The organism is Escherichia sp. Marseille-Q3837 (genome assembly GCF_916618735.1).
In the GTDB taxonomy this organism is placed as follows: domain Bacteria; phylum Pseudomonadota; class Gammaproteobacteria; order Enterobacterales; family Enterobacteriaceae; genus Escherichia; species Escherichia ruysiae.
In genome coordinates, this window is the sequence record NZ_CAKAKC010000001.1 from 260,021 (window position 1) to 272,499 (window position 12,479).

The 12,479-nt window shown below is 50.0% G+C and carries 8 protein-coding genes and 1 pseudogene; 6 read left to right on the forward strand and 3 right to left on the reverse strand.

The annotated features are described in order from the left end of the window. Positions 1–207: 207 nt before the first annotated feature. Positions 208–2,499: a phosphatidylglycerol--membrane-oligosaccharide glycerophosphotransferase gene (opgB, locus tag LG381_RS01200; RefSeq protein ID WP_225761928.1), complete on the forward strand. Its 2,292-nt coding sequence runs from the start codon at positions 208–210 to the stop codon at positions 2,497–2,499. Between the two features lie 119 nt (positions 2,500–2,618). On the opposite strand, the gene LG381_RS01205 is transcribed toward opgB, so the two are convergent. Beyond that, complete coding sequence (locus tag LG381_RS01205) at positions 2,619–3,641, reverse strand: alcohol dehydrogenase catalytic domain-containing protein (RefSeq protein ID WP_001124254.1); 1,023 nt, start codon at positions 3,639–3,641, stop codon at positions 2,619–2,621. A gap of 138 nt (positions 3,642–3,779) precedes the next feature. Between LG381_RS01205 and LG381_RS01210 the strand changes: the two genes are divergently transcribed. Continuing rightward, positions 3,780–4,694, forward strand: a complete 915-nt coding sequence (locus LG381_RS01210) for a GntR family transcriptional regulator (RefSeq protein ID WP_032227054.1) — start codon at positions 3,780–3,782, stop codon at positions 4,692–4,694. A 216-nt stretch (positions 4,695–4,910) separates the two neighbouring features. After that, on the forward strand, positions 4,911–6,272 hold the full coding sequence (locus LG381_RS01215; RefSeq protein WP_225761929.1) for an MFS transporter: 1,362 nt from the start codon (positions 4,911–4,913) through the stop codon (positions 6,270–6,272). Positions 6,273–6,321: 49 nt separating this feature from the next. Here the strand turns inward: LG381_RS01215 and tsr are convergent, their stop codons facing one another. Beyond that, positions 6,322–7,983, reverse strand: coding sequence for a methyl-accepting chemotaxis protein (tsr, locus tag LG381_RS01220; protein ID WP_225761930.1), 1,662 nt, complete (start codon positions 7,981–7,983; stop codon positions 6,322–6,324). A 545-nt stretch (positions 7,984–8,528) separates the two neighbouring features. Here tsr and btsT point away from each other — a divergent pair. From btsT to yjiA, 3 genes are read left to right on the forward strand one after another with little or no spacing between them, the layout of a single operon-like run. Then, entirely contained in the window at positions 8,529–10,679 is a 2,151-nt protein-coding gene (gene btsT, locus LG381_RS01225) for a pyruvate/proton symporter BtsT (protein WP_001314407.1), read from the forward strand. A 49-nt stretch (positions 10,680–10,728) separates the two neighbouring features. Continuing rightward, positions 10,729–10,932, forward strand: coding sequence for a YbdD/YjiX family protein (locus LG381_RS01230; protein WP_000467859.1), 204 nt, complete (start codon positions 10,729–10,731; stop codon positions 10,930–10,932). 10 nt (positions 10,933–10,942) lie between these two features. After that, positions 10,943–11,905, forward strand: coding sequence for a GTPase (gene yjiA / locus LG381_RS01235; protein WP_225761931.1), 963 nt, complete (start codon positions 10,943–10,945; stop codon positions 11,903–11,905). A gap of 12 nt (positions 11,906–11,917) precedes the next feature. Here the strand turns inward: yjiA and LG381_RS01240 are convergent. Then, positions 11,918–12,259 (reverse strand): annotated as a pseudogene (locus tag LG381_RS01240) (DUF262 domain-containing protein); the annotation flags it as partial. Between the last annotated feature and the right edge of the window lie 220 nt (positions 12,260–12,479).

Below are 12,479 nucleotides of genomic sequence, written 5' to 3' on the forward strand. Positions count from 1 at the left end.
CCCTTCTCTTTTTCCCGCTTCTGACGCTTTCATCCCCTGCTATGCGGGAAACAACCCCGATCAAAAAAGTCTGTTTATAAACTAATTCCTAACAACATCGCATTTTTTTGACACTAGAATTGCAGCAATATGGCAGCGCCATTACATTGTGTTTCTCAAAAAATCTTAAGCATCGGCTACACAGCCTGGTTTAGTGAGGATCGCCCGTTGTCAGAACTACTCTCATTTGCCTTGTTTCTCGCCTCTGTGCTGATCTACGCATGGAAAGCGGGACGTAACACCTGGTGGTTTGCCGCCACATTAACGGTGCTGGGGCTATTTGTCGTTTTAAATATCACCCTTTTTGCCAGTGACTACTTTACTGGCGATGGCATTAACGACGCGGTTCTCTATACCTTAACCAACAGCCTGACCGGTGCAGGCGTCAGCAAATATATCCTGCCAGGTATTGGCATTGTACTGGCACTGGCAGTCGTTTTCGGTGCACTGGGCTGGATCCTGCGCCGCCGCCGTCATCATCCGCACCATTTTGGTTACAGCCTTTTGGCGCTCTTGCTGGCACTGGGTTCTGTCGATGCCAGCCCGGCGTTTCGTCAGATAACGGAACTGGTGAAATCACAGTCACGCGATGGCGATCCGGACTTTGCGGCTTATTATAAAGAACCGTCGAAAACCATTCCTGACCCGAAACTCAACCTGGTTTATATCTACGGAGAAAGCCTCGAGCGCACCTATTTTGACAACGATGCTTTCCCGGATCTCACGCCTGAATTGGGCGCGCTGAAAAATGAAAGTCTGGATTTCAGCCACACGCAGCAGTTGCCGGGAACGGACTACACGATTGCGGGCATGGTGGCTTCCCAGTGTGGCATTCCGCTTTTTGCTCCATTTGAAGGCAACGCTTCTGCATCCGTTTCCAGCTTCTTCCCGCAGAACATCTGTCTGGGCGATATTCTGAAAAACTCGGGTTATCAGAACTATTTCGTACAGGGAGCCAATCTGCGTTTTGCTGGTAAAGATGTGTTCCTGAAATCACACGGTTTCGACCATTTGTACGGCTCGGAAGAGCTGAAAAGCGTGGTCGCAGACCCACATTATCGCAACGACTGGGGATTCTACGACGATACCGTGCTGGATGAAGCATGGAAAAAATTTGAGGAGCTGTCTCGCTCCGGTCAACGGTTCTCACTGTTTACCCTGACGGTCGATACCCATCACCCGGATGGTTTTATCTCTCGTACCTGTAATCGCAAAAAATATGATTTTGACGGTAAACCGAACCAGTCATTCAGCGCGGTAAGTTGCAGCCAGGAGAACATTGCGGCGTTTATCAATAAAATCAAAGCCTCTCCGTGGTTTAAAGATACCGTCATTGTCGTCTCTTCCGACCATCTGGCGATGAACAACACGGCATGGAAATACCTCAATAAGCAGGATCGCAATAACCTGTTTTTTGTCATCCGTGGCGACAAACCGCAGCAAGAGACGCTGGCGGTGAAGCGCAACACGATGGATAACGGCGCTACGGTACTGGATATCCTTGGTGGTGATAATTTTATCGGCCTCGGACGCAGTAGCCTTTCTGGTCAGTCAATGTCAGAAGTGTTCCTCAACATGAAAGAGAAAGTACTGGCGTGGAAACCGGATATCGTTCGTCTGTGGAAATTCCCCACCGAGATAAAAGAATTTACCATCAATCAGAATAAAAATATGATCGCCTTCTCAGGTAGTCATTTCCGTTTGCCGCTGCTGTTGCGGGTTTCAGACAAACGAGTGGAACCACTGCCAGAAAGTGAATACTCCGCACCACTGCGTTTCCAACTGGCCGATTTCGCCCCACGTGATAATTTCATCTGGGTTGACCGCTGCTACAAAATGGGGCAGTTGTGGGCGCCGGAACTGGCGCTTTCTACCGACTGGTGTGTTTCACAGGGGCAACTTGGCGGGCAACAAACAGTGCAGCATGTCGATAAGCCAGAATGGAAAGGTAAAACGGCATTTAAGGACACGGTCATCGACATGGAACGCTACAAAGGCAATGTCGATACACTGAAGATTGTCGATAACGATATTCGCTACAAAGCAGACAGTTTCATCTTTAACGTCGCGGGTGCGCCGGAAGAGGTAAAACAGTTTAGCGGGATTTCCCGTCCGGAGTCGTGGGGACGCTGGTCCAACGCACAGCTTGGCGATGAAGTGAAAATCGAGTACAAGCATCCGCTGCCGAAGAAATTTGATTTGGTGATTACCGCCAAAGCCTACGGTAATAACGCCAGCCGCCCCATTCCGGTACGCGTTGGCAATGAAGAACAAACCATCGTGCTGGGCAACGAAGTAACCACCACTACGCTGTATTTCGATAACCCAACCGATGCCGACACACTGGTGATTGTGCCGCCGGAACCTGTCGCAACCAACGAGGGGAATATTCTCGGTCACTCGCCGCGTAAACTCGGTATCGGGATGGTGGAAATTAAAGTGGTGGCGCGTGAAGGGTAAACACTGACGGATTTACAGGTCGGATAAGACGCGTAAACGTCTTATCCGACCAACAAAACATTATTGATAAATAAAAATAGTGTCCAACACTGCATAGCCACTTTACCAGTCACTCATTCTCAGAAAGTAACCACGCCCTTAATCAACTCACGATTGTTAATCACATCGCGCTCATAGGTTTCTGCCAGCGTGGCGAACGGATAGCGATGGGTTAACATCATGTCAGCAGTGATTTTCCCTTCCGCCATCAGCCGCCAGACTTTCGCAAAATCTTCCGGCGTAGCGTTACGGCTACCCATTATTGTGGTCTCTTTTTTGTGGAATTCTGGATCAGAGATTTGCAAATCGCCTTTAAACAGGCCGACAAAGACTACCGTGCCACCGTGGCGAATCAGATTAACAGTGTTATTCATCGCATGTTGGTTACCTGTCGCGTCGATCACTTTCTGCGCCAGAGAGCCGCCAAATTGCGCACGTAGTTGGTCATCAAAATCTTCTGCGAACGGATCAAGCACGGGCAGCTCCAGACGCCTTATCACATGCTCACGCCGCGCCGGACTGGTATCCACCACCACCACATGTGCGCCATCAACTTTAGCGATTGCCGCAGCTCCCAAACCGATTGGCCCCGCCCCGACCACCAGCACTTGCTCACCAGGCGCAACTGCCGCGCGACGTACCGCATGAGCACTAATGGCGAAGGGTTCAATCAACGCTGCCGCCTGCGGGTCAATGCCATCTGCGGGCAAAATGTTCGCCTCTGGCACGCTTAAATACTCACTAAAACCGCCATCCTGATGCACGCCAATGACCGAAATGCTTTCACAGCAGTTGGTGCGACCACTTTTACACGCCGGGCATTTCTGGCAGGCAATATAAGGGATCACGGCAACTTGCTGACCATTTTTGAGATCAGCAATATCTTTACCTAATTCAACAATCTCGCCACATATTTCATGGCCTAACACACGTGGATAACTAAAAAATGGTTGATTCCCACCCCAGGCATGAATATCAGTACCACAAATTCCGACAGACTTAATCTTTATCAATACTTCATCGCCACCGGGAATAGGCATTTCATATTGTTTCCAGACTAATTCTTTCGGTTTCTGGCAAATTAATGTATTTATCTTAGGCATAATTCTGCTCTCCATTTTTTGTTGTCTTAGATATCAATGAAAATGAAAAATGCCAGTGAAATAGAAAATCTATTTTGTGAAAATACACGCATAAAAATGTTTTAAATCGGGTTTTAATAGCGCGACAAGGAGAAAAATATGAGTCGCTCACAAAATTTACGCCATAATGTAGTTAACCAGTTTATTGATGAGATGGTATGTGGTCATATCCCTTCCCCACTCCCATCGCAAAGCTCACTAGCGGAAATGTACAACGTCAGTCGCACCACGGTGCGTCATGTTCTCAGCCACTTACGCGAATGCGGTGTCCTGACGCAGGTCGGAAATGACCACGTCATCACGCGTAAACCTGATCACAACGATGGTTTTGCCTGTCCCGCAGCTTCGATAAGTGAGCAGGATAAAGTATTTGAGCAGTTTTTTTTCACGATGATAAATCAGCGTCAGTTGTTGCCTGGTGAAACTTTTTCTGAGCTACAACTGGCGCGAGCGGCAGGTGTCAGCTCGATTACGGCAAGAAAATATCTTTTAAAATTATGGTGCTATAACCTCACCCAAAGCGAAAAACGCGGTCAGTGGAGGATAAAGCATTTCGATCAATCCTACGCCGAGCAGCTTTTTGAACTGCGCGAAATGTTGGAAACGCGCTCAATCCAGCGTTTTCTCACTCTGCCTGATAATGATCCGCGCTGGTTTCAGGTGAAAACCATGCTCGAACGCCACCGAATGCTGCGTGACAACATCGGCAGTAATTTTCACACCTTCTCGCAACTGGACAGAGAGTTCCATTCCTTATTGCTTTCAGCCACTGACAATATCTTTTTCAATCAATCCATTGATATTATCTCCGTCATCTTCCACTTCCACTATCAATGGGACGAAAACGATCGCAGGCAGCGCAATATTATTGCCATAGATGAGCATATGACTATTCTCAGTGCTTTGGTTTGCCGCAGCTATGTGGATGCAACGCTTGCACTACGTAACCATTTGAATTCAGCTAAACAAGCGATGATTCGTTCCATCAAGAAGAACAAGCGGTACGTTTATTAAATACAGATTAAAAACAGCAAACTATTAGATTGTGCACGGTTTTATCAAAATATAAACGCCCGAAATTTCCGGCTTACCTATGCTCGCAACCAGTCGACTATAAATGTTTTTTGTGAGCGGTAGTGAAATCCTAAAAATTTCATCTGCCATTAATATTAACCCTGCGCAATACATAATTACGCAATAATTAAAATATTATAAATACAGGAGTTCGGCGTGGAAAAAGAAAATATTACCCTCGATCCGCATTCGTCCTTTCGCTCATCGTCGTCGGTAGATATCCCCGTGCCACCAAATGGATTAATTCAACGCAGTCTCCGAATTAAACACATTCAAACCACCGCCATGTTGTTATTATTTATTGCTGCGGTAATAAATTTTCTCGATCGCAGTTCGCTGTCGGTAGCAAATGTAACTATTCGTGGAGAGCTGGGGTTAAACGCCACCGAGATGGGCGCTTTACTCTCCGTGTTCTCGCTCTCTTATGGGATTGCGCAATTGCCCGCTGGCGCACTGCTGGATCGCAAAGGTTCACGTCTGATGTTGGGGCTAGGGATGCTAGTCTGGTCGCTGTTCCAGGCAATGTCTGGCATGGTACACAGCTTTACGCAGTTCGTGCTGGTACGTATTGGTATGGGGATCGGTGAGGCTCCCATGAACCCGTGCGGTGTTAAAGTGATTAACGACTGGTACAACATCAAAGAACGTGGACGTCCGATGGGCTTTTTTAACGCAGCCGCCATCATTGGTGTTGCCATAAGCCCGCCGATTCTGGCGGCGATAATGCTGGCTATCGGCTGGCGTGGAATGTTTATAACCATCGGCTCACTGGGCATTTTTCTCGCCATCGCCTGGTTTATGCTCTATCGCAACCGCGAGCAGGTGGTGCTGACCGCCGTTGAACAAACCTATCTCAACGCCGGTAGCGTCAATACCCGCCGCGACCCACTCACTTTTACCGAATGGCGCAGCCTGTTTCGTAACCGCACAATGTGGGGAATGATGCTCGGTTTCAGTGGTATCAACTATGCTGCATGGCTGTACATTGCCTGGTTGCCGGGTTACCTGCAAACAGCCTATCATCTGGATTTAAAAAGTACGGGCTTGATGGCGGCAATACCTTTCCTGTTCGGTGGGATCGGGATGCTACTCAACGGATATGTAACCGACTGGCTGGTCAAAGGCGGGATGAAGCCGATTAAGAACCGTAAGCTCTGTATTGTTACCGGGATGTTCAGTTCAGCCGCCTTTACTCTGGTAGTACCGCAAGCGACAACCCCCATGAGTGCGGTTCTGCTGATTGGCATGGCGCTGTTCTGCCTTCACTTTGCCAGTACATCCTGCTGGGGACTGGTTCACGTAGCGGTCGCTTCTCGCATGACCGCGTCAGTGGGCAGTATCCAGAACTTTGCCAGCTTCATCTGCGCCTCATTAGCGCCGATTATTACCGGTTTTATTGTCGATACCACTCACTCATTCCGTCTGGCGCTGCTCATCTGCGGTTGCGTCACCGCAGCAGGCGCGCTGGCGTACATCTTCATAGTACATCAACCCATTAGCGATCCGCATAAAGAGTAATCTCCCCTTGCCCGATAAGTCATCGCTTATCGGGCATTTTTTGTGGCAATTAAAACGTTTCCCAGTTATCCCCGCCATCAGCCACTACCGCTTTACGCGACACCACCGGCGTCACCGTTTTTACCGCCAACGCTTCGCGCTGACGCTGTTGCTCTTGCTGAATACGAAATACAGCCACAGCTTCAGTCAGGCGGCTGGCCTGCTCTTCCAGCGCGGCAGCAGCAGCGGCTGACTCTTCCACCAGCGCAGCGTTCTGTTGCGTTACCCGGTCCATCTCAACAACCGCTAAACCAACCTGATCGATACCGCGACTCTGCTCATCAGAAGCGGAGGCAATTTCGCCCATGATATCGGTCACGCGGGTCACGGCGCTGACAATCTCCGCCATAGTTTCCCCGGCGCTTTCGACGAGTGTCGATCCGACATCCACTTTGCCAACCGAATCTTCAATCAGACTTTTAATTTCACGCGCCGCCTGGGCGCTACGCTGAGCCAGATTACGCACTTCTCCCGCGACCACCGCAAAACCACGCCCTTGTTCACCCGCACGCGCTGCTTCGACCGCCGCATTCAAGGCCAGAATATTAGTCTGGAAAGCAATACCGTCGATAACGCTGATAATATCGGCGATTTTCTGCGAACTGGTAGATATATCGCGCATAGTTTGTACCACGCTATCGACCACATTACCGCCACGTTGTGCCGTTTCGGAAGCACTTAACGCCAGATGGCTTGCCTGTCGCGCGTTCTCGGCATTCTGTTTCACTGTCGCAGTCAATTGCTCCATGCTGGCTGCCGTCTCTTCTAACGAAGCGGCTTGCTGCTCGGTGCGTGAAGAGAGATCGTTATTACCGGTAGCGATTTCGCTGGCTCCGCTATAGATGGCATTTGCACCATTACGCACATCACCCACGGTACGTACCAGTTCACTTTGCATATGGCGCAAACTCTCTGCCAGTTGCCCCACTTCATTGGAGCCATCTACCTCGATCGGTTTCACCAGATCGCCGCCAGCAATATGACGAATGTTGTCGATCAGGCGATTCATCGGCGCTACCAGCGACGTTTTAATACCAAACCAGACGACGAAGATGACCGCCAGTACGACGATCAGAACACCCGCCAGCACCCACATTGCCTGGTTAAAGGCAGCATTATTATCAGCGACGGCGATGTCATAGAGACGATCGTTTTGCTGCATGTACGCCATATACTGCTTCTCGAAACCGTCCTGATATCCCTGAGTAGGTTGGTCAAAAAACTCGTTGATTTTGCCCGCCCCTAACAACTGGATCAGCTCCGCCAGTGCATTGTGATAGATATCGTAATTACGTTTGATCTCCGTAGCAGCCGCTGTGCTCTGATGCAAGTTACGCGGTAGTGCTTCGTAATCTGCCCAGTCTTTTTCCGCGTGTTTCAACGAAATAGTGGCACTCTGCATCAGCTCGGCGACGGTTGAACCGCTGCCAATATTGTTCTGATCCATCATGTAGCGGATACCCGCACGGTTGAGGGTGTTACGCGTCTGCAACAACGCAACCCAACTGCCATTTAGCGTAGATTGCTGCTGGCGAATGGTTTGTAAGACGGAGAGATTTTCTTTGTCCTTTTTTAAAGCGTTAAAGAACAGGCTGCCTGATGTCAGTTGCAAAAGGCCGAAAACGGCCAAAACCAGCAGTAAGCTGGTCACGATCCTGATACGTTTTAACATGGTTTCTCTTTTCCTGTTGACCGATAGCAGAATTTTCGGCCTGGAATGAGAAAACTTTATAGGTAGCGACCTGAAATTGATTAAATTTACCTCACTTTTTTATTTTTGTTCAAAAATACAATAACCGCGTATTGATATATTTTTCTTTCTTATTTTTCACATTAGCTGTATCTATTTTGAACGTGAGGATATTTGCCAATAGATTAATATTATTGGCCAAAATAATATTATCAGTGAGGAAATGGGGTTTTAATATATATAGCATGAATATAATTTTTATATGAGTAACACAACTGAGGGCTAAAAATCGCTTCGGTTGTGATCAATATCACATAAACAACCTTCATAAACCTTGCTCAATACCGCTCAACCGCAAAACTGACCGCTTACGTCCCTAATTTAACCACTCAGTTATTTACCTTACTTTACGCGCGCGTAACTCTGGCAACATCACTGCAGGATAGCGGTCAATTTACCTCCTCAAACGCAACGCAAACCTAGAACGGCTTCGGCCAACTATTAATCAATACATGCCAGGTTTTACTATGGATACTAAAAAGATATTCAAGCACATACCCTGGGTGATTCTTGGAATCATCGGTGCATTCTGCCTCGCGGTAGTTGCATTACGTCGGGGGGAGCACGTCAGCGCCCTGTGGATCGTGGTCGCCTCTGTGTCGGTGTATCTGGTGGCTTATCGCTACTACAGCCTATACATCGCCCAGAAAGTGATGAAACTCGACCCCACGCGCGCGACGCCTGCGGTTATTAACAACGACGGTCTGAACTACGTTCCGACCAACCGTTACGTGTTGTTTGGTCACCACTTCGCCGCTATCGCCGGTGCCGGTCCGCTGGTTGGTCCGGTTCTCGCCGCGCAGATGGGCTACCTGCCAGGTACGCTGTGGCTGCTGGCGGGGGTGGTGCTGGCCGGTGCGGTACAGGACTTTATGGTGCTGTTTATCTCCTCTCGCCGTAACGGCGCATCTCTCGGTGAGATGATCAAAGAAGAGATGGGGCCAGTACCAGGAACTATCGCGCTGTTTGGCTGCTTCTTAATCATGATCATCATCCTTGCCGTCCTGGCGCTGATTGTGGTTAAAGCCCTGGCCGAAAGTCCGTGGGGTGTCTTCACCGTTTGCTCAACCGTGCCGATTGCGCTGTTTATGGGTATCTACATGCGCTTTATCCGTCCGGGGCGTGTGGGTGAAGTCTCTGTCATTGGTATCGTGCTGCTGGTTGCATCTATCTACTTCGGTGGCGTGATTGCTCACGATCCGTACTGGGGGCCGGCACTGACCTTTAAAGACACCACCATTACCTTCGCGCTGATTGGCTATGCGTTTGTTTCTGCACTGCTGCCGGTGTGGCTGATCCTCGCACCGCGCGACTATCTGGCAACCTTCCTGAAAATCGGCGTTATCGTCGGCCTGGCGCTGGGTATCGTGGTACTGAACCCGGAACTGAAAATGCCTGCGATGACCCAGTACATTGACGGTACTGGCCCGCTGTGGAAAGGCGCTCTGTTCCCGTTCCTGTTCATCACCATCGCCTGTGGTGCGGTATCTGGCTTCCACGCACTGATCTCTTCCGGTACGACGCCGAAACTGCTGGCTAACGAAACCGACGCGCGTTTCATTGGCTACGGCGCAATGCTGATGGAGTCCTTCGTGGCGATTATGGCGCTGGTTGCTGCGTCCATCATCGAACCGGGTCTTTACTTCGCGATGAATACCCCGCCTGCGGGTCTCGGCATCACCATGCCTAACCTGCATGAAATGGGTGGCGAGAACGCGCCGATCATCATGGCGCAGCTGAAAGACGTTACCGCACACGCGGCAGCAACCGTCAGCTCCTGGGGCTTCGTGATTTCGCCAGAGCAGATCCTGCAAACCGCGAAAGACATTGGTGAACCTTCTGTCCTGAACCGTGCAGGTGGTGCGCCGACGCTGGCGGTAGGTATCGCGCACGTGTTCCACAAAGTGCTGCCGATGGCTGACATGGGCTTCTGGTATCACTTCGGTATTCTGTTCGAAGCACTGTTCATCCTGACCGCACTGGATGCCGGTACGCGTTCTGGCCGCTTTATGCTGCAAGACCTACTGGGTAACTTCATCCCGTTCCTGAAAAAAACCGACTCTCTGGTTGCCGGTATCATCGGTACAGCGGGCTGTGTGGGTCTGTGGGGCTACCTGCTGTATCAGGGCGTGGTCGATCCGCTGGGCGGCGTTAAGAGCCTGTGGCCGCTGTTCGGTATCTCCAACCAGATGCTGGCAGCCGTGGCGCTGGTACTGGGCACAGTTGTGCTGATTAAGATGAAGCGCACCCAATACATCTGGGTAACTGTTGTTCCGGCTGTATGGCTGCTTATCTGCACCACCTGGGCGCTGGGCCTGAAACTGTTCAGCACCAACCCGCAGATGGAAGGCTTCTTCTACATGGCAAGCCAGTACAAAGAGAAGATTGCTAACGGTACTGACCTGACGGCGCAGCAGATTGCCAACATGAACCACATCGTTGTGAACAACTACACCAACGCGGGTCTGAGTATTCTGTTCCTGATTGTGGTGTACAGCATCATCTTCTACGGTTTCAAAACCTGGCTGAAGGTGCGTAACAGCGACAAACGTACTGACAAAGAAACGCCGTACGTTCCAATCCCGGAAGGCGGCGTGAAGATCTCTTCGCACCACTAACCGTGTTTAGCCCCGCTTCGGCGGGGCTTTGTTCTTATCAGAGTGAACTATGTTTGGTAACTTAGGACAGGCAAAAAAATATCTCGGCCAGGCGGCGAAGATGTTGATTGGCATTCCAGACTACGACAACTACGTCGAGCATATGAAGACCAACCATCCCGACAAGCCGTACATGAGCTATGAAGAATTCTTCCGCGAACGCCAGAACGCACGCTACGGCGGCGATGGTAAAGGCGGTATGCGCTGTTGTTAATGGAGAGAGCATGAACCCGATTGCAGTTACCCTACTCACCGGTTTTTTAGGCGCGGGCAAAACCACCCTGCTGCGCCATATTCTTAACGAACAACACGGCTACAAGATTGCCGTGATTGAAAACGAATTCGGCGAAGTCTCCGTTGATGATCAGTTAATTGGCGACCGCGCCACGCAGATCAAAACGCTGACCAACGGCTGCATCTGCTGTTCGCGCTCCAACGAACTGGAAGACGCGCTACTCGACCTGCTGGATAATCTCGACAAGGGCAATATTCAGTTCGACCGTCTGGTGATTGAATGCACCGGCATGGCCGATCCCGGCCCGATTATTCAGACCTTTTTCTCCCATGAGATTTTATGCCAGCGTTACCTGCTGGACGGCGTGATTGCGCTGGTGGATGCGGTACATGCCGATGAGCAGATGAACCAGTTCACCATCGCCCAGTCACAGGTTGGCTACGCCGACCGTATTCTGCTGACCAAAACCGACATCGCAGGCGAAGCAGAAAAACTGCGTGAACGTCTGGCGCGCATCAACGCCCGCGCACCGGTCTACACCGTCACTCACGGCGACATCGACCTGGGTCTGCTGTTCAACACCAACGGTTTTATGCTGGAAGAGAACGTCGTCAGCACCAAACCACGCTTCCACTTCATCGCTGATAAACAAAACGATATTTCGTCGATTGTGGTGGAACTGGACTACCCGGTAGATATCAGCGAAGTTTCACGGGTGATGGAAAACCTGCTGCTGGAGTCGGCGGATAAACTACTGCGTTACAAAGGGATGCTATGGATTGACGGCGAACCTAACCGCCTGCTGTTCCAGGGCGTCCAGCGCCTCTACAGCGCCGACTGGGATCGCCCGTGGGGCGATGAAAAACCGCATAGCACGATGGTGTTTATCGGGATTCAGCTGCCAGAGGAAGAGATAAGGGCGGCGTTTGCGGGGTTGAGGAAGTCTGCGTGAAAGGTTGAGCTGGTAGTTTCGTAATTTCATGGTGGAGAAACCATCCATCACTTCTTCATCACCAAGATGTCTGGACAATGCTTCCAGCAATAACATCGCCGTTGTCAGACGTTGTTGTCCGTCAATCACCAGCAACGGCGAAATCCCCGAAACCTGATACAGACCCTGTTCGATGTACACCACCGAGCCAATAAAGTGTGCCAAGATGTCCTCGCGTAGTCCGGCCCGTATTACATCGTCCCAGAATTGGCGACACTGTTCCTCTGACCATGAATAAGTACGCTGATAAATGGGAATAACGAATTGCTGAGAGCGTTTTAGAAAATCGAGTAATCGGGCTTCGGTGGCTTTCATGAATGACGCCTGTCAAATTGCGCTGGCAAACTGCGTCATTATGCTTCGAATAAAAAATAAAAGTCAGCGACTTTACTGCTGCAAAGACAATATTTCAGGATAATTCAAAGCATATTAAGAAATTCCCAAGAACACATTCAGTGGAATAATTTATACGCCAAACACATACATATAACCTATTGAAAAAGATCATATTTTTGATATTGTTGATGGTAATTTG

What these genes read in the sequence shown, in the direction of transcription:
- yjiA (WP_225761931.1), top strand. Translation starts at nt 10,943, where the DNA reads ATGAACCCGATTGCAGTTACCCTACTCACCGGTTTTTTAGGCGCGGGC.
- LG381_RS01230 (WP_000467859.1), top strand. Translation starts at nt 10,729, where the DNA reads ATGTTTGGTAACTTAGGACAGGCAAAAAAATATCTCGGCCAGGCGGCG.
- btsT (WP_001314407.1), top strand. Translation starts at nt 8,529, where the DNA reads ATGGATACTAAAAAGATATTCAAGCACATACCCTGGGTGATTCTTGGA.
- LG381_RS01210 (WP_032227054.1), top strand. Translation starts at nt 3,780, where the DNA reads ATGAGTCGCTCACAAAATTTACGCCATAATGTAGTTAACCAGTTTATT.
- tsr (WP_225761930.1), bottom strand. Translation starts at nt 7,983, where the DNA reads ATGTTAAAACGTATCAGGATCGTGACCAGCTTACTGCTGGTTTTGGCC.
- LG381_RS01205 (WP_001124254.1), bottom strand. Translation starts at nt 3,641, where the DNA reads ATGCCTAAGATAAATACATTAATTTGCCAGAAACCGAAAGAATTAGTC.